This is a genomic window from Streptomyces sp. NPDC127097 (assembly GCF_042724075.1).
Taxonomy (GTDB): domain Bacteria; phylum Actinomycetota; class Actinomycetes; order Streptomycetales; family Streptomycetaceae; genus Streptomyces.
On record NZ_JBHXFI010000013.1, the window covers coordinates 1 to 17,817 of the forward strand.

The 17,817-nt window shown below is 70.8% G+C and carries 14 protein-coding genes and 1 pseudogene; 4 read left to right on the forward strand and 11 right to left on the reverse strand.

Features of this window, described 5'->3' with window-relative positions; all coding sequences use genetic code 11:
- The first annotated feature begins 22 nt into the window (after positions 1 to 22).
- A complete protein-coding gene (locus tag ACFWJW_RS13015; RefSeq protein ID WP_387239373.1) occupies positions 23 to 478 on the forward strand; it encodes an EamA family transporter in 456 nt (151 codons plus the stop codon).
- Here the strand turns inward: ACFWJW_RS13015 and ACFWJW_RS13020 are convergent.
- The 4 genes from ACFWJW_RS13020 to ACFWJW_RS13035 all read right to left on the reverse strand — a co-directional run bounded on the left by ACFWJW_RS13020 (position 447) and on the right by ACFWJW_RS13035 (position 4,816).
- On the reverse strand, positions 447 to 830 hold the full coding sequence (locus tag ACFWJW_RS13020; protein ID WP_387239011.1) for a VOC family protein: 384 nt from the start codon (positions 828 to 830) through the stop codon (positions 447 to 449). The genes ACFWJW_RS13015 and ACFWJW_RS13020 overlap by 32 nt on opposite strands.
- A gap of 195 nt (positions 831 to 1,025) precedes the next feature.
- Positions 1,026 to 1,793, reverse strand: coding sequence for an SDR family NAD(P)-dependent oxidoreductase (locus ACFWJW_RS13025; RefSeq protein ID WP_387239376.1), 768 nt, complete (start codon positions 1,791 to 1,793; stop codon positions 1,026 to 1,028).
- Positions 1,794 to 1,863: 70 nt separating this feature from the next.
- Positions 1,864 to 3,282, reverse strand: coding sequence for a cytochrome P450 (locus ACFWJW_RS13030; protein WP_387239013.1), 1,419 nt, complete (start codon positions 3,280 to 3,282; stop codon positions 1,864 to 1,866).
- Position 3,283: 1 nt separating this feature from the next.
- A complete protein-coding gene (locus tag ACFWJW_RS13035) occupies positions 3,284 to 4,816 on the reverse strand; it encodes a prenyltransferase/squalene oxidase repeat-containing protein (protein WP_387239016.1) in 1,533 nt (510 codons plus the stop codon).
- 309 nt (positions 4,817 to 5,125) lie between these two features.
- Here ACFWJW_RS13035 and ACFWJW_RS13040 point away from each other — a divergent pair, with 309 nt between their 5' ends.
- Positions 5,126 to 6,643 carry a DUF4334 domain-containing protein gene (locus tag ACFWJW_RS13040; RefSeq protein ID WP_387239019.1) on the forward strand — a complete coding sequence of 506 codons (1,518 nt, stop codon included), beginning with the start codon at positions 5,126 to 5,128 and terminating at the stop codon, positions 6,641 to 6,643.
- Positions 6,644 to 6,733: 90 nt separating this feature from the next.
- Here the strand turns inward: ACFWJW_RS13040 and ACFWJW_RS13045 are convergent, their stop codons facing one another.
- Positions 6,734 to 7,396: a hypothetical protein gene (locus ACFWJW_RS13045; protein ID WP_387239022.1), complete on the reverse strand. Its 663-nt coding sequence runs from the start codon at positions 7,394 to 7,396 to the stop codon at positions 6,734 to 6,736.
- Between the two features lie 267 nt (positions 7,397 to 7,663).
- Between ACFWJW_RS13045 and ACFWJW_RS13050 the strand changes: the two genes are divergently transcribed.
- Entirely contained in the window at positions 7,664 to 11,038 is a 3,375-nt protein-coding gene (locus ACFWJW_RS13050; RefSeq protein ID WP_387239025.1) for a pyruvate carboxylase, read from the forward strand.
- Between the two features lie 321 nt (positions 11,039 to 11,359).
- Positions 11,360 to 11,500: pseudogene (locus ACFWJW_RS13055) on the forward strand (flavin reductase family protein); the annotation flags it as partial.
- 67 nt (positions 11,501 to 11,567) lie between these two features.
- On the opposite strand, the gene ACFWJW_RS13060 reads toward ACFWJW_RS13055, so the two are convergent.
- From ACFWJW_RS13060 to ACFWJW_RS13085, 6 genes are all read right to left on the reverse strand, one after another.
- Entirely contained in the window at positions 11,568 to 12,305 is a 738-nt protein-coding gene (locus tag ACFWJW_RS13060) for an HAD family hydrolase (RefSeq protein ID WP_387239028.1), read from the reverse strand.
- Positions 12,302 to 13,108, reverse strand: a complete 807-nt coding sequence (locus ACFWJW_RS13065) for a DeoR/GlpR family DNA-binding transcription regulator (protein WP_387239031.1) — start codon at positions 13,106 to 13,108, stop codon at positions 12,302 to 12,304. Before ACFWJW_RS13065 ends, ACFWJW_RS13060 begins: the two co-directional genes overlap by 4 nt.
- Positions 13,109 to 13,264: 156 nt before the next feature.
- The gene (locus ACFWJW_RS13070) at positions 13,265 to 14,299 is read right to left on the reverse strand and encodes a zinc-binding dehydrogenase (protein ID WP_387239034.1); all 1,035 of its coding nucleotides are present in this window, start codon (positions 14,297 to 14,299) and stop codon (positions 13,265 to 13,267) included.
- 154 nt (positions 14,300 to 14,453) lie between these two features.
- Positions 14,454 to 15,344 (reverse strand): carbohydrate ABC transporter permease, encoded by an 891-nt coding sequence (locus ACFWJW_RS13075; protein ID WP_387239037.1) that lies wholly within the window; start codon positions 15,342 to 15,344, stop codon positions 14,454 to 14,456.
- A complete protein-coding gene (locus tag ACFWJW_RS13080) occupies positions 15,341 to 16,303 on the reverse strand; it encodes a carbohydrate ABC transporter permease (RefSeq protein ID WP_387239040.1) in 963 nt (320 codons plus the stop codon). The genes ACFWJW_RS13075 and ACFWJW_RS13080 overlap by 4 nt, the downstream gene beginning before the upstream one ends.
- 85 nt (positions 16,304 to 16,388) lie before the next feature.
- Positions 16,389 to 17,747: an ABC transporter substrate-binding protein gene (locus tag ACFWJW_RS13085; protein WP_387239043.1), complete on the reverse strand. Its 1,359-nt coding sequence runs from the start codon at positions 17,745 to 17,747 to the stop codon at positions 16,389 to 16,391.
- Positions 17,748 to 17,817: the final 70 nt, after the last annotated feature.

The window sequence follows — 17,817 nt, forward strand, 5'->3', positions numbered from 1 at the left end:
TTTTTTTTTTCTCTACTCCGCGGTGTCGGGCGGGGGGGGGGGGGGGGGCGCGGGGGGGGGGGGGGGGGCCGGGCCCCCCCCCCCCGCCGCCCCCGCCCGCCCCCCCCCCCACGTCCAGTGGGTGGCGGCCGTCGTGGCAGTGGTATCCAGCGTGCTGCCGTACTCGCTCAACCTGGCCGCCTTGCGCCGGGTTCCGCCGCGCGTCTTCGGCGTACTGACAAGCCTGGAGCCGGCCGCGGGCGCCCTGTTCGGCCTGCTCGTCCTCGGCCGGCGCCTCGACCGGTCCCAGTGGCTCGGCATCGCCGCAGTCGCCTGCGCCTCCCTCGTCGCCACCTGTCTGGGACCGGGAAAACGCAAGAATTCACGCGTCCGGGCGACAAGCGGCTCGCTCCCTGAGGAGGGATCTGGGCCGGTGGCGGGCCGCAGCCGCGGTTCTGGGAAACAGCTCAGCGCGGGGCAGGTTCGAACAGTTCGATGAGGTTGCCGGCCGGGTCGGTGAGCAGGATCTGGCGTCCACCAGGGCCCGCGATGACGTCGCTGCGGAAGGACAGCCCGGCGGCACGCAGCTGGTCGATCTCGGTGTCGAGGTCGTCGACGAGGAGATGGATGCGGTTGCGGCCCGGCGCGGTGGCGTCATCGGGCGTGGCCCTGGCGCCGGAGCTTTCCGGCCCGGACAGCAGCAGCCGCAACGGGCCGCGGACCACGTCGGCGAAGGCGGGCGCGGGGTTGGTGCGCAGAGTGAAGCCGAGGTGGGTGGTGTAGAAGTGGACCGCGGCGGCCACATCATCGACGATGTAGCGGACGCCGGCGAGCTCTTCGGGTGTGGTCACGGTGGGATCTCCCGGTTCGTGGCGCGGGCGGGGACGGGCAGCAGGTGACGGATGCAGGTCTCGTCGAACACCTTGGCATGCTGAGCCGTCGGATTGCGGGACAGCCGCACCGTAACGGCCGGCCCTCTGCTCTCCCCAGCCCGTCGGTGCAGGCCACCGGAGCAGCCGGCAATGGCCAGGCGCGGTTTCCGTCGGCTACTTGGCCAGGTAACCGCCGTCGACCACATGGTCGCTGCCCGTCATGTACGAGGCGTCGTCGGACACCAGGAACGCGATGAGTGCGGCGACTTCGGCCGGCTGCGCGGTGCGCCGCAGGGGGACGGCGGTGAGGAGACCGTCGGTGGCTCCGGGCGGCAGCGACGTGACCATAGGGGTGTCGACGATGCCTGGTGACACCGACACGACCCGGATGCCGTGGCCGGCGTATTCGCGCGCCGCGGTCCGGGTCAGGGCGAGGACACCCTGTTTGGCGGCCGCGTAGGCGGCGTGCCCTCGAAAGCCCGAATGTGCTGCGATGGAGGCAAGGTTGACGATGACGCCACCCGTGGCGGCCATCGCGGGAAGCTGGCTGCGCATCGCGTGGAAGACGCCGTACAGGTTCACCCTCAGCACGGTGTCGAAGTCGGCGGGCGGGAGTTCGGCCAGGGGGCTCAGGGGCCCGTTGACTCCGGCGCTGTTGACCGCGATCCGCAGGCCGTCGCGCAAGGTGGCGGCCTCCGTGACGACGCGGGTGACGCTGTCCGGGTCGGTGACGTCGATGCGGCGGGCCAGGGCGGTGCCACCGGCCGCGGTGATCTGCCGGGCCACGCGGGTGGCCCCGTCCTCGTCGAGGTCCGCGACCACCACCACAGCGCCGTCCGTGGCCAGTCGCCGGGCACACGAGGCGCCGATCCCGGAGGCGCCGCCCGTGACCAGGGCGACCCGGTCCCGCAGCCGGCCGGGCCGCGGTCCGCGTTCTGACATCCGTGCGGGCACCGGCATGGGTGACTCCTGGCAAGGGGAAGGGCAGGCGGGAGACGCCGTGCCGTGCGGATCAGGCCGGGCGGGCATGCGCGGTGAGCGGCAGCCGGTCCGGGCGCAGGACGGTGCCGACCAGGGTCCGTAGGGGGGTGGAGCCGGCAGGTGTCAGGCGCCGGTGAGCGGTGAACGCGGCCAGCGCCAGCATCAGCTCGGTCCAGGCGAAGTCTTCCCCGATGCACAGCCGGCTGCCTGCTCCGAAGGGCAGATAGGTATGACGCGGCGCCTTCGCGGCGGCGTCGTGCGACCAGCGCTCGGGGTCGAAGTCGTCCGGGTTCTCGTACAGCTGCGGATCGCGATGCAGGGCGTACGGGCTGAAGAACACCTCGGCGCCCGGGGAGAGCCGTACGCCGCCGAGGGTGACCGGCCGCACCGCGCGGCGCATCAGCAGCCACGACGGTGGATGCAGCCGCAGCACTTCGGTCAGCACCCTTCGTGTGTGGACCAGTGCGGGAAGGTCCTCGATGCCGGGGGGCCGTCCGGCGAGAACGGTGTCGAGTTCGTCGTGGATCCGCCGTTGGACGTCGGGACGGCGGGAGATCTCGTGCAGCGCCCAGGCCAGGGACGCGCTGACGGTGCCGGTACCGGCCAGGAACAGGGTGATCAGTTCGTCGGTCACCTCGGCGTCGGTCAGGGCACCGTCCGGGCAGCCCGTGGCCAGGAGCATCGAGAGCAGATCGCCGCGGTCCCGGCCGTCGGCACGGTAGCTCTCGATGACGCGGTGCTGGACGGCCACCAGCCGGCGCAGCGGGCCGGCGTGCGGTGGCCGCCAGCCGACCGGCAGCCGGAGGCGTTCCGCCCAGGCGTGCAGCGGGGAGAGGGCAAGGCGCATGGAGTGGTACTTGACGGACAGCCAGTCCCGGACAGCGGTGCGCAGCTCAGGGTCCTGGGGATCCGCGAAGAGGGTGCGCAGCAGGATGTCGAGCGTCAGGCGGTGGATCTCCGGCACCAGGTCGAGAGTGGTACCGGGTTCCCAGACGGCGGCCCGTGCCAGGGACCGTTCGGACATGATGTGGGCGTAGCCGGCGATCCGGTCGTGGTGGAAGGCTGGTTGCATCAGCCGGCGGTGGCGGAGGTGGCGGTCGCCGGCGGCGGTGATCAGCCCGTCGCCGAGAGGCTCGCGCAGCGCGTCGAACATCGCGCCCTTGTCGAAGGCGCGGGCCTGCACGGTCAACAACTCCCGGACGACCTCAGGGGAGTTGACGGTGTGCACCTGCCGTGGGCCGATGTAGATCTTCGTCACCGGCCCGTGGTGCCGCAGTTCCCGGACGAAGCGCAGCGCGTCACGGTGGATCCAGGGGGCGTGCCCGGCCAGCGGCACGCGGCCGGGGGCGACGGGGGCTCCGGTGGGGGCATCGGCGACGGTGTGTTCTGGTCCGCCGGTCAGCCGTGCACCCCTTCCGCTCCTGCCGGTCCTTCTCGTGCCCGGCCGCATGTCAGCCCTCCTCGTGAGCGGCGTCGGTGGCCGCCACAGCGGTTCGCAGACGGCGCTGCCCGGCAATGAGGCCGCCGACGGCGAACGCCTGGGTGTGGGTGGGGTAGTGCGTGAGGAGCGGTCGCGGACCGTACATGAGCGGTACGCCCGGCCAGGTGCCGTCGTCGCGCTGGGTCTCCACAAGGTAGCCGAGTCCCGGTGCCCAGTACTCCTCGTTGAGCAGGCCGCCGTGTTCCAGGGCCGCGAGCGCCAGTCCGGTGGCGGCAGGAGTGCTGGGGCCGGCCCCTTCGACGGGCCAGCCGCCATCGGGATTACGGCATTCGGCCAGGGCCCGGGCGGCGGGGTGGCCTCCCTCAGGTACTGCCGCGTCGAGGGCGGGAAGCACCTCGGCGACGGCGTACGGGAGCCCCCGGTACCACCCGGCGTGCCAGCGTCCCTGTTCGTCGAAGCGCTCGGCAAGCCAGCCACGCGCCGCGGCCAGTTGCACGCGATGGCGGCCGGAGTGGCGGTCCAGTGCGGTGACGACATGCGCCACCACGTCGTCCACCGGAGGGTCCCCGGCGGACTGCCAGGTCCGCCAGAGACCATCGGCCCTCTGCTGCCGGACCAGGTGACGCAGCCCGGCCCGGATCGTAGCGCCGGGCGCACCGCTCGCGCCGCCCAGAGCGATCAGGACGGCCGCGGTGGTGTCGTTGTCGGACTCGACGCCCAAGCGGTACGGCCAGCCGCCGTCCGGGTTCTGTGCCGCGACCAGGAACGCGACGGCGGCCGGCAGTCCGTGGCGGTCGAAGGCCGCTGCGCCGTGGAAGGCGCGCACGGTCAGCGCGGTGTCCCAGACGTCGCTGTGGGAAAAGCGCCAGGTCCCGTCGGCGAGTTGGCTGGTGAGAAGGTACTCCGCGCAGCGGCGGGCGGCAGCCGTGCCGGGGGCGGCGGCCTGGAGCGCGAGCGCCGCGAGAGCGGTGGTGACCGGATTGGCGAAGAAGTCGCCCGAGGGGGATTGCTGGTCGGCGATCATTCGGGCGGCGTGCCGGGCGGATACCCGGTCGCCGAAGTGGGTCTCCACCAGTGCGTGCGCGGACCAGAGTTCCACCCGGGTCCAGCGCTTGAGCGGCCCCTGAGCGGCGACCGCGGTGGCGAGCAGGGTGCGCAGTGCGGCGGGACTGGTACCGCTGTTGGTCGCTCGGCCGGTGTAGAGGGCGACGGCCTGGAGGAGCCGGGCGCGGGCCGACAGGGCCCGGTCGGCGAAGGAGGGGTGGCTCACGTCGATGGGGCCGCCGGTGTCCAGGGCCAGGGACAGCAGCGCGGTCTCCACGGCGTGGGCCACCGGATGGTGGTTCTGCGGGGCGGCGCCGTGGGCGAGCCACGCCCTGCCCCGCTCGGCGGCCCGGTCGGCGTCAGGGTGCGGAGAGCGCGCCAGGGCCAGCGTGCATAGTGCGGTCTCAGTGATGCGAGGGGCGGGGGTGGCCAGCCATGAGCCGTTGTCCTGCCGGGTGGAGAGGGTGTGCCGGGTGGCGAGGGTAAGCGCCCGGCTCACCCGTGTGGCGAGAGTGGGCGAGAGACGCGCGTCCGGGGTGGACGGTAACGCAGGTCCTGTTGACATCTGACCCCTGTCTTCCCTGGTTCCGCTTCCGCTTCGTGGACGTGACTCATGCATGGACGTAACTCATGCGTGGGCGTGACTCATGCGGAGCTGTGAGGCACCGCGTGGAGGACGGCCTGAGGTGCGGCCGGCCCACCGGGCCGGCGAGGAGCCGCGGCCGCGGGCAGGCGCACCGGCCCGGGTGCGGGCCGAAAAGGCTCGCAGCGCCGGAACCCGCACGAGCGCGGGCCGTAGCCTGACGCCGTGGACACTTCGCGGCCGCACGGCCACCCACCCCGGGAGATCGTCTCCATAGCGGACACATGCTCCACCGCGTTGCGGAGCATGCCGCGACTGGAGATCTGGCTCAAAGAGCTCGGGCTGCCCGTGGATCCCGCGCTGGTTCCCCTCATGTGCCTCCAGACGGCGTTCTTCACCCCTTGGCTGCCTGCGGAGACCTGCTACCAGATGGCCCGGCTCACGGTCTGGCTGATGGCGATCGACAACGTCCTGGACGCACCGGGCGCAGCGGACGCAGCGACTTGCCCGGACCCGGACGGGATCCCGACCCGCGTCCGGGCCTGGCGCCGGGTCCTCGCGGGGCACGACAACGACGCCGACGGCGACGCCGGCCGCGACGGTGACAACGATGACGGCAACGACGACCCCATAGCGCACGCTCTGGCGGAGGTCGCCCGGGACCTGGACCGCGAGGGCCGACCCGAACTCACCGCCGTCTGGCGGAAAAGCATGCATCAGACGCTCATCGGCATGCAGTGGGAACGGGAGGCGGCCCGGACAGCGGTCGCGGGTGGCGGCGTAACCGGGCTGACGGACTATCTTCGGCACGGCGCCTGGACCATCGGCGTCGAACAACAGGTCACCGCCCTGTGGACCCTCATGGACGAGCCAGGTCTGCCCCGGCGCCTTCCCGTGCTGCTCGGCGCGCTGCGCGAGGCCGCAACGGCCATCCGTCTGCTCAACGACCTGCGCGGCCACCAACGGGAACAGTCCGAGGGGAAGACCGACGCACTCGCCCTCGGCCTGACCGAGCAGGAGGTGTACCAACGCGCCGAGGCAGGGCTCGAAAACTGCCGGCGGGCACTGGCTCCGCTCACCGCGGCCGGGTACGGTTCCGCGGTGGCGCTGGAGCGGGTGGCGCTCTGGCATGCGCGGATGTACCACCGCTTCGACCCCGTACGCCCCGGCCGGGCGGCCACCTCAACCCTGCCGGGCGGGCCGGGCAGCGCCGCGCACTTCCGGCACACACCGGTCGTCCCCCAACCGAGGGAGGCCCCGGCCATGACCATCGAGCAGGAGGTTCTGGACGTCATCGCGTCCGGAGGGCAGTGCGACAACGCGAAGCTGGCGGAGCTGTTCGACCGCCTCGATCCGGTCGACACCGACCTCCTCCTCGGCACCTGGCAGGGCGGCGGGTTCGAGCACACCAGCGAGAACGCCGCGCTGCTGACGAAGATGCGGTGGTACGGCAAGCGGTTCGTCGACGCCGATCACGTGGAGCCGCTGCTGTGCCGCGACGAGAACGGGACGGTCTTCTCGTACGAGGAGATGGGCCTCGCCACGTTGCGTGAGGTCGTCCACCGCGGCAAGCAGTCCACGGCGATGGTCTATGACCAGCTGCCCATCATCGACCATTTCCGCCGGCTGACCGACAACGCCCTGCTGTGCGTGATGGACAAGAAGGATTCCCCCACGGACTTCTTCTTCCACCTCACCCGGGTACCCGCATCGCCGCCCCGGCCATCCGGCGACGGCAGATAGCGGGCCGACGGCCGGGGGTGTCAGTCAGTACGTCGACGTGTGACGGAGGGTCCTTGGCCTTGTACCAAGGCGAAGCCGCACTACGGCGGTTCAGACGACCGGCTTCGTACGAACGACCGTCACGTCCAGGTGCAGTTCATCACCGGGCACCGGCATGCCGGCCCAAGAGGCGAGTACGGCGAGGAGATTGAGAGCGCGCTGCGGTGCGCACGTGACGTGCGGAAAGCTGTCTGGGCCGGCGGTCAGGTAGGTCAGCGTCGCGCGGGCGGCGGCTTCGGCGTCGGCGGCATGCTGACCGGCCGCCACCGGGACAGGTTTGCCGGTGCCGGAGACGAAGGCTTCGGCGAGCAGGAGGCGGGCCTGCCCGGTGGCGAACCGCGCGGGCTGGGTGGTCGCGCTCGATTCCGGCGCGAGGGCATGCAGGCGGGAGAGCAGCCATGCGGTCTGGGCGACCCCGGTGGCCAGCGCTCCGGCGCCGGCAGCGGCCGACCACGGCCGGTTGCCCTCCCCGCTGCGGGCACGGCCCAGCACACGCCACGCGTCGCTGTTCGGAGCGGGGACAGGGATGGCCATGGGTGCTTCCACGGCCAGGACCGCGCGTCCCTCGTGGGCCAGAGACTGCGACAGAGCCTGCACGGCGCCTTCCGGGTCGTCGCCGTAGGTGACCGCGGCAGGCTCCAAGGAGTCGACGGCGGCCCAGGCGAACTTGGACGGTGCTTTCACCGAGCCGATGTCCACACCTACGACACGCAAGAGATACGCCCCTTCCCTGGCCGACCCGCCGGCTGGGGCCGCGCGGCACAGTCTGCCGCAGGGTCTGCCGTTCCGCTTGCTGTCCTGTTCGCGTCTGGCGCGCTCATCTCACCAGGGGCTCAAGGGTTCGGAGCGAGGATCCGGATCTTGACGTCGGCCAACTGAATGATCAGGCGTGGTCCGGAAACAAGTCACTGCGGGTCCGGAGTCCAATCTGCCCGTGGCGTACACCATGGTGTCCCTCATGGCAGCCTGAAGGGATCAAGAATGTTCCGCAAGGTACTGGTCGCCAATCGCGGTGAGATCGCGATTCGCGCCTTCCGCGCCGGCTATGAGCTGGGCGCGAAAACCGTTGCCGTCTTCCCGTACGAGGACCGCAACTCACTGCACCGGCTGAAGGCCGACGAGGCGCATGAGATCGGCGAGCCGGGGCACCCGGTGCGTGCCTACCTCTCCGTGGAGGAGATCGTCCGTGCCGCGCGCCGGGCGGGCGCGGACGCGGTGTACCCGGGCTACGGGTTCCTGTCCGAGAACCCCGACCTCGCGCGGGCCTGCGAGGAGGCGGGCATCACGTTCGTCGGGCCGAGCGCGGGCACGCTCGAACTGACCGGGAACAAGGCGCGCGCAGTGGCTGCCGCGCGTGCCGCCGGCGTACCGGTGCTCGGTTCCTCGGAGCCCTCCAGCGACGTGGACGAACTGGTCCGGGCCGCCGAGGACATCGGTTTCCCGGTGTTCGTCAAGGCGGTCGCCGGCGGCGGAGGCCGCGGTATGCGCCGCGTCGAGGACCCCGGCGCGCTGCGCGAGGCCATCGAGGCGGCGGCCCGCGAGGCCGCGTCCGCGTTCGGCGACCCCACCGTCTTCCTGGAGAAGGCCGTCGTCGACCCCCGCCACATCGAGGTGCAGATCCTCGCCGACGGGAACGGCGAGGTCATCCACCTCTTCGAGCGTGACTGCTCGCTCCAGCGCCGGCACCAGAAGGTGATCGAACTCGCGCCCGCGCCGAACCTCGACCCCGAGCTGCGCGAGCGGATCTGCGCCGACGCCGTGCGGTTCGCCCGGGAGATCGGCTACCGCAACGCGGGCACCGTGGAGTTCCTGCTCGACCGCGACGGGAACCACGTCTTCATCGAGATGAACCCGCGCATCCAGGTCGAGCACACGGTGACCGAGGAGGTCACCGACGTCGACCTGGTGCAGGCGCAGCTGCGTATCGCCGCGGGGGAGACACTCGCCGATCTCGGCCTCACACAGGACACGGTCGTCCTGCACGGCGCCGCGCTGCAATGCCGCATCACCACCGAGGACCCCGCCAACGGCTTCCGCCCGGACACCGGCCGGATCAGCGCCTACCGGTCGCCGGGCGGCTCGGGAATCCGCCTGGACGGCGGCACCACACACGCCGGTACGGAGATCAGCGCGCACTTCGACTCGATGCTGGTCAAGCTCAGCTGCCGCGGCCGGGACTTCAGCACCGCCATCGGCCGGGCCCGGCGCGCGGTGGCCGAGTTCCGCATCCGCGGCGTGGCCACCAACATCCCGTTCCTGCAAGCCGTGCTCGACGACCCGGACTTCCGGGCCGGCCGGGTCACCACCTCCTTCATCGAAGAGCGCCCGCACCTGCTCACCGCGCGCCACTCCGCCGACCGCGGCACAAAGCTGCTCACCTACCTCGCGGACGTCACGGTGAACAAGCCGCACGGCGCACGGCCCCAGCTGATCGATCCGAGCACCAAACTGCCACCCCTGCCGGCCACCGAACCGCCCGCCGGCTCCCGGCAGCGGCTCGCCGAGCTCGGCCCGGAAGGGTTCGCCCGGTGGCTGCGCGAGTCACCGGCCATCGGAGTCACCGACACCACCTTCCGGGACGCCCACCAGTCACTGCTCGCCACCCGGGTCCGTACCAAGGACATGCTCGCCGTCGCCCCGGTGGTGGCGCGGACCGTGCCGCAACTGCTGTCCCTGGAGTGCTGGGGCGGCGCCACCTACGACGTCGCCCTCCGCTTCCTCGCCGAGGACCCCTGGGAGCGCCTGGCCGCACTCCGTGAAGCCGTGCCGAACATCTGCCTCCAGATGCTGCTCCGTGGCCGCAACACCGTGGGCTACACGCCGTACCCGACCGAGGTGACCGACGCCTTCGTCCAGGAGGCCGCGGCCACCGGTATCGACATCTTCCGGATCTTCGACGCGCTCAACGACGTCGGCCAGATGCGGCCCGCCATCGACGCCGTACGGGAGACCGGAACGGCCGTGGCCGAGGTCGCCCTGTGCTACACCTCCGACCTGTCCGATCCGTCCGAGCGGCTCTACACCCTGGACTACTACCTCCGGCTGGCCGAGCAGATCGTGGCAGCCGGCGCCCATGTCCTGGCCATCAAGGACATGGCGGGGCTGCTCCGGGCCCCGGCCGCCGAGACACTCGTCTCCGCCCTGCGCCGGGAGTTCGATCTGCCGGTGCACCTCCACACCCATGACACCGCGGGCGGTCAGCTGGCCACCTACCTCGCCGCGATCCGGGCCGGCGCGGACGCCGTGGACGGCGCGGTCGCGTCCATGGCCGGCACCACCTCGCAGCCTTCGCTGTCGGCGATCGTGGCCGCGACCGACCACTCCGCACGGCCCTCCGGGCTGGATCTGAAGGCGATCGGGGACCTGGAGCCGTACTGGGAGAGCGTCCGCAGGATCTACGCGCCGTTCGAGGCGGGCCTGGCCTCGCCGACCGGCCGCGTGTACCACCACGAGATCCCCGGCGGGCAGCTGTCCAACCTGCGCACGCAGGCAGTCGCGCTCGGCCTGGGCGACCGCTTCGAGGACATCGAGGCGATGTACGCCGCCGCCGACCGGATTCTCGGTCGCCTGGTGAAGGTGACCCCGTCGTCCAAGGTGGTCGGCGACCTGGCCCTGCACCTGGTGGGCGCCGGGGTGAAGCCGGCGGACTTCGAGGCGGCGCCCAACGAGTTCGACATCCCCGATTCCGTCATCGGCTTCCTCCGCGGCGAGTTGGGCAACCCGCCCGGCGGGTGGCCGGAGCCGTTCCGCGCCAAGGCGCTGGAGGGCCGCGCCGAACCCAGGCCCGTGCAGGAACTGACCGCGGACGACCGTAGCGGACTGGAGCAGGACCGGCGCGCGACGCTCAACCGGCTGCTGTTCCCCGGGCCGGCCCGCGACTTCGAGACACACCGTCAGGCATACGGCGACACCAGCGTGCTGGACAGCAAGGACTTCTTCTACGGACTGCGTTCCGGGACGGAGTACGCGGTCGATCTCGAACCGGGGGTACGGCTCCTGATCGAGCTGGAAGCCGTCGGAGAGGCCGACGAACGCGGTATGCGCACCGTGGTGTCCACCCTGAACGGCCAGCTGCGGCCGATCCAGGTACGCGATGCCGCAGCGGCCGCCGACGTACCGGTGACGGAGAAGGCCGACCGGACCAACCCGGGCCATGTCGCCGCGCCGTTCGCCGGAGTGGTGACGCTCGCGGTGGCCGAGGGCGACGAGGTGGCGGCCGGCACCACCGTGGCCACCATCGAGGCGATGAAGATGGAAGCCGCGATCACCGCCCCGAAGGCCGGGCGGGTGGCCAGGCTGGCGATCAACCAGATCCAGCAGGTGGAGGGAGGCGACCTCCTCGTCGACATCGCGTGAATCGCCTCCCGCTACGGCATGAGCGGTGCCGACGCCCTGGTCGGCGTCGGCCCGGTCGAGCCGGGCCGGCAGGCCGCCGCACGACTGGTTGATGATGAGTGCGGCCGGCGCCGCCCGGACGAGCTGGAATCCGTCCAGGCGGCACCGGCCGGACCTCGCGAGGCCGCCGCGGGCGCGGGCCTCTTCGCGGGTGGTGTGCTCCGGCTTCGGTCCCGTCCTCGGGCACCGCTGGCCCTCCTCTTTTGGCCTTGCCGACCAGGGGTTGGGTGCCGTCGTGGATCGGCTGTAGGTCTGCGGTCGCCCTGCTGGATACTGATCCCCATGCGCACTGAATTCGATCCCGCTGCCATGTCCCGCAACGAGTTCTACCGGCTGCTGACCGCCACCGTGGTGCCGCGGCCCATCGCCTGGGTGCCGACCACGTCGGCGGACGGAACACACAACCTGGCGCCTGCGAAGTTTCGAGGAAAGGTGACCGCTGATGACCTGGACGTCGTCGCGGGGATTGCCGGGGCGGACGCCGCACGCGTCAGGTCACGAGGCGCAGGACATCCGCCAAGCCGCGTTCTCCGGTGCGGTTTTCGGCCGGCAGGATGTAGGTTCGCAGGCCGCAGGCGCTTGCTCCGCCGTCGCGGACCGGGTTGTCGCCGACCATGAGTGTTGCGCGCGGCTCGGCGCCGAGACTGGCACACGCCTGGAGGAACAGCTGGGGATCGGGCTTCTCGCGGCCCTGCTCGTAGGAGATGACACAGCTGTCTATCAGGGCGTCCAGGCCGTGGTGGGCAAGGTGGCTGCGCAGGTCCCACGGGAAGTCGCTCACGATGCCGATGCGCAGTCCATGGGCGCGGAGTGCGCGCAGGACGGGCTCGGTGTCGGGATAAGGGATCCAGGCGTCCGGGGCGGCGAGTTCCCGGTAGGCCGCGTCCTCCGCGCCGCGTAGGAAGTCCACATGGCTCCACCACCCGCGCATGGCCCGGCGATGCCGTTCGGGGGAGAGGTCCCGACTCTCTTGGAGAGCGACAACGGCGGGCATCTGGAACGCAGTTCGCAGCTGGTGCGACACCTCGGCCTCGGCACCGGGCTCGTCGAGCAGGGCGAGCCGGCCGGAGGCGGCGCCCACCCGGCGCAGCCAGGCGGGCAGGGAGATCATCTGGAAGATCGTGTTGCTGAAGTCGAACAGCACGGCCTCCACCCGTGGCACGGGTGCGGCCATTTCGGTGTCGGTGAGGCGATAGGTGCTCGGTGTTTCGAACAGGGTCCGTATCACGAGGAGGGCTCTTCGGGCGCGACCGTCTCCACGAGGACTCCGAGGTCGCGAATGGCCGCGAGTTCCGCTGCGGGGGTGCCGGTGTCGGCGATGACCGCGTCATAGTCGGCCACGGTGCCGTAGGCGTACGTGGCGGTCTTGCCGAATTTCGCATGGTCCACCAGGAGCAGGGCCTGCTCCGCGGACGCGAGCATGGCCAGCTTCACCTCGACGTAGTCGTTCAGGGGGTGGAAGAGCCGGCCCTCCAGGATGGCGGTGGCGGACATCAGGGCCAGGTCGGCATGGATCCGGGACAGGGCGCGGGTGACGGCGGGACCGGTGCAGGAGTTGAAGTCACCGCGGTAGCGGCCGCCCAGCAGGGTGACGGCCGCTCGGGGCGCGGATCCCAGGCGCTGTGCCAGGCCGACCGAGTTGGTGACGACGTGGATCTGGTCCAGCTCGGCCAGGGCAGGGACCAGAGGGAACAGGGTGGTCGAGTCGTCCATGAGTACCGTGCTGCCCGGCTTGATCCGGTCGGCGACGGCCGCACACAGCGCGTTCTTGGCCGCGAGACTGCTGTTCTCCCGGAAGCGGGTGGCGGTCTCCATGGTGAGGGCGGGGAAGGCGACGGCCCGTCCGCGCTCCTTGCGCAGCAGATGGCGCCCTGCGAGGTGGTCCAGGTCCCGGTGCATCGTCATGAGGCTCACACCGAAGTGCCGGGCGAGGGCGTCGATGCGGGTCTCACCGTGTTCGGCGACGTAGCGCAAGATGGCCTGCCGCCGCTCCTCGACAACGGCATGCGACGGTCGCGTACGGGCGGGCACAGCACCTCTCCTTCCCCTTCGTGTCCCGGGCCGTCCCACGGTGCGGGACGGACCGAACCTCACACCTAGCACTGCGGTCCTGGCGCCGCCGACGCTTCTGGAGGTCGAAGGGCGGTGGTCCGGTGCCTCCAGTTTCGCAGTCTCGCACACGGGTCGCTACGGTCCGTGCACCATGACCAGCACCTTGACCTGCTCGGGGTCGAGGGATGCGGTGAATGCCTTGGCGGCGTCCTCCAACGGGTAGGTGGCGGTGACGAAATCGTCGGTGCGGACGGCTCCGGACGCGAGGAGGGACAGGGCCGCGCGGTAGTCCTCGGTGGTGTACATCAGGGTGCCCTCGATGCGGATCTCCCGGTCCTGGACCAGATCCAGGCGGATCGGTGTGGCGCCAGCGGCCCCCACGCCCACGACGACGACGTGGCCGCCCTTGGCCACCAGGCCGGTGGCCTGGGCCATGGACTGCTCGCGCGCCACGCAGTCGAAGACGACGTCGAAGGGCCCGCCGACGGCCGTGTGGGCCTGAGTGACCAGATCGGGGGCGCCGGCAGGCAGCGCCGCGTCGGCGCCGAGCCGCAGCGCCCGCTCCCGCTTGCCCGGCAGCAGGTCCGTGACAGCGATCCGTGCGGCGCCGGCGTGCCGGGCGGAGATCAGGGTGAGCAGACCGATGGGGCCGGCGCCGAGGATGGCGACGGTGCGGCCGGTGAGGTCGCCGGCCTTGGCCACCGCGTGCACGGGGGTGGCCAGCGGCTCCACGAGGGCGGCCTGGAAGTCGGTCATGCCGTCGGGTACGCGGTGAACGCGGGCGGCGGGGATGGTGAACAGGTCGGCCATGGCGCCGGGCGTCTGGCAGCCGAAGACCTTCAGTTCCTGGCAGATGTTGTAGCGGCCGGAGCGGCACTGGGCGCACTGGCCGCAGTGCAGGTTGGGTTCGACGATCACCCGGTCGCCGGGCGCGAAGTCGTTGGCTCCGCTCCCCGTGGCGGCCACCGTGCCCACCGCCTCGTGGCCGGGGTGGTAGGGCAGGTCGATGAACGGGTGGTGGCCGGCTGCGGCATGGGTGTCGGAGCCGCACACGCCGACGACCGTGGTGCGCACCAGGAGTTCGTCGTCCCCGGGGACGGGGGCGGGCACCTGCTCGATGGTGATGTCGGCGAGGGAGCGGACGAGGACGCGGCGGATCTGCTCGGTCATGGTGAGGGGTTCCGTTCGGTTCGGGCGTTCACGCCGGTGGCGAGGTCTGGCTGGATCTGGATCTTGCGGCCGAACGGCAGGGAGCCGCCGCCGGGCACCGGGGCACCCACTGTGGTGGGCTCCCCCCTGCCCGGCGAGGCGAGGGCGGCGGCCCTCATTTGACCGCTCCCAGGGACAGGCCGCGCACCAGCTTGTCCTGGGCGGCGAAACCGGCGATGAGGACCGGCAGCGACACCAGCGTGGCCGCCGCGCACAGCCGGGCCAGGAACAGGCCCTCGTTGGTGATGAAGCCCACCAGGAACACGGGTGCGGTGGACGCCTTCGTCGCGGTGAGGTTCACGGCGAACATGAACTCGTTCCAGCTGAAGATGAAACAGATCAGCGAGGTGGCGGCGAGTCCCGGCATGGCGACCGGTGCGACGATCCGCAGCAGCACGGTGGGCAGTCCGGCGCCGTCGACCTCGGCTGCCTCAAGGATCTCTTTGGGCACCTCGGCGAGGAACGACCGCATCATCCATACCGCGATCGGCAGGTTCATCGAGGTGTAGAGGATGACGAGGGTCCAGATGTTGTCCAGCATCCCGGTGTTCTTGACGATCATGTAGACAGGCAGCAGGGCCGCGATGAGCGGAAGGAACTTCGTGGACAGGAAGAAGAACATCACATCGGTCCACTTCTCGACCGGCTTGATGGACAGCGCGTAGGCCGCCGGCACCGCCAGGACGAGGACCAGCAGGGTCGAGAAGACGCTGGCCATGGCCGAGTTGAGCAGGTACGGGGTGATGTCCCGGTCCAGCAGCAGCGCGTACTGGTCGAAGGTGAGCGGCGCGAACGGGCTGGGCGGGTTGGTCGCCGCGTCGGACTCCTGGTGGAAGGATGTGAGCACCAGCCAGGCCACCGGCACGAAGAAGGCCAGGGTGGCCAGCCAGGCGACGAAGGTCCACAGCGGTGACAGACGCGTCGTCTGCCCGTGGTCGTCACGGCGCCGACGGCGGAGTCTCTGGACGACGGTGCCGGACGCTGCCGGGGTCGTCGTGGCGGTCATCGGGACACCTCCTCACGGAAAAGGGAGGCGACGACCCGCAGGGCGAACGTCGCGATGACGATCGAGCCGATCACCACGACGACGCCTGCGGCCGCGGCCTGGCCGTACTCGAACTTGCGGAACATGGTCAGGTAGATCTCGTAGGGCAGGTTGGTGGTTCGGGAGCCGGGCCCGCCCTGGGTGATGGTGTAGACCGCGTCGAAGGTCTGCACGACGAAGATGCTGCCGAGCACAGTGCCCAGCTCGATGTACTGCCGCAGGTGCGGCAGCGTGATGAGGCGGAAGGTCTGGAGCGCCGAGGCCCCGTCGACCCTGGCAGCCTCCAGTACGTCACCGGGCTGGGCCTGGAGACCGGCCAGCAGGATGAGCATCATGAACGGGGTCCACTGCCACACCAGCGCGATCACCAGGGCCGGCATGGGGAAGGACGACACCCAGTCGACGGTGGGGCCGTTGTCCGCGCCGAAGAGCCGGTAGACGGCGTTCAGGGTGCCGTTGAGGAGACCATAGTCGGGGTTGTATATGGCGTGCTTCCACAGCAGTGCGGCGGCGACCGGCATGACCAGGAACGGGGCGATGAGCAGGGTCCGCGCGAGGCCCCGGCCGAGGAAGCGGCGGTCGAGCAGCAGGGCCAGGCCCAGCCCGAGGATCACACTGATGATGACCACGGACGCGGTGAGCACGACGGTGTTGACGACCGCGGAGCGCAGCCTCTCGTCGGTGAAGACGACGGTGTAGTTGGACAGGCCGGTGAAGTGCCGGTCGCCAGGCTGCAGGATGTTCCACTGGAAGGTGGAGATGACGAGTGTGGCCACGAACGGCAGCTGTGTGACGATGATCGTGAAGATCAGCGCCGGCAGCAGCGGGAAGCGCCGCCGCCACCTGCGATTGCCCGCGGGCTTGACGCGGCGGGCAGGTGGCCGCCCGGTCTTCTCGGATGGACGGGTGTGCGTGCTCATGGGCTGACTTTCTTCCGCCGTCGGCGGCCGGGGATCGGTGGACTGGTGCCCCGGCCGGACGCGGTGCCGGCCGGGGCGAAGCGGGCTACCGGTGCTTCTCGGCAACGTCTTCCGCCTGCTTCTGGCCGTCGTTGAGCGCCTTGTCCACGCTGTTCTTGCCGGCGATGGCGGCGGAGATCTCCTGCGTCACCTTGGTCCCGAGGTCCTGGAACTCGGGGATGGCGACGAACTGGATGCCCACCGTGGGCCGCGGCTGGACGCCTGGGTTGACCGGGTCGGCCTGCTGGATGGACCGCAGGGTGATGTCGCCGAACGAGGCGGCCGCCTTCTTGTACTGGGGGATCGCGTAGGTGCTGGCCCGCTTCCCGGCGGGCACCCGTGCCCAGCCGAGCTTCGCGCCGACGAGCTTCTCGTACTTCTTGCTGGACGCCCAGAGCATGAACTTCGAGGCGGCGTCGGCGTTCTTGGTGGTCTTCGGCATCGCCCACGCCCAGGCCCACAGCCAGCCGCTGTTCTTGGTCCGCTCCACGGGGGCGTACGCGTAGCCGATCTTGCCGGCCGCCTTGCTGGTGCGGGGGTCCTCCAGCGAGCCGGCCGCGCTGGTGGCGTCGTACCACATGGCGACCTTGCCCTGGCTCATGGCGTTCAGGCACTCGGTGAACCCGGACTGTGCCGCGCCCGCCTGACCGTGTTTGCGGACCAGGTCGACGTAGAACTGGGTGGCCTTCTTGAAGCCCTCGCCGTTGACCTGTGCCTTCCAGTCCTTGGTGAACCAGGTGCCGCCGAAGGTGTTGACCACGCTGGTCAGCGGGGCCCCGAGCTCGCCCCAGCCGGGCAGGCCGCGCAGGCAGATGCCCTTCATCCCCGGTTCGGCGCCGTCGGCCTTCGCGGCGAGGTCGGCCACCTGCTGCCAGCTCGGATGCTTGGGCATCTTCAGGCCCTTCTCGGCGAAGACGTCCTTGCGGTACATGAGGAAGGACGACTCGCCGTAGAACGGCAGCGCGTAGAGCCTGCCGTCATCGCCGGACAGCGACTGCACCATCGGCGTGAGGAGGTCGCTCTTGTCGAAGTCCCTGGCCTTGTCGACGTAGCCGTTCAGGTCGTGCAGCCACCCGTTCTTGTGCCAGATGGGCACCTCGTAGGCGCCGATGGTGGCGACGTCGTACTGGCCGGCGCCGGTCGCGATGTCCTGGGTGGCCTTGTCGCGCAGCTCATTCTCGGGGAGGACGGTGAAGTTCACCTTGATGCCGGTGTCCTTCGTGAAGGTGCTCTTCGTCAGCTTGGCGATGTCCTCCATCTGAGGGTTGCCAACCATCAGCACATTGATGCTCTTCCCGCCCTCCGGGGACGCGCCGGTTCCGGCTCCGGAACAGGCGGTGGCGAGCAGGGCGATGGCGGTGGCGCCGGCGAGGAGGATATATCTGGTCGATCCGGTCGATCGCATGACGGGGGACCTCTCGTGCGGGTGGGCGGGGAAACGGCCTGGGGGACTCTCACGGCGGCGCCGCTCGTGG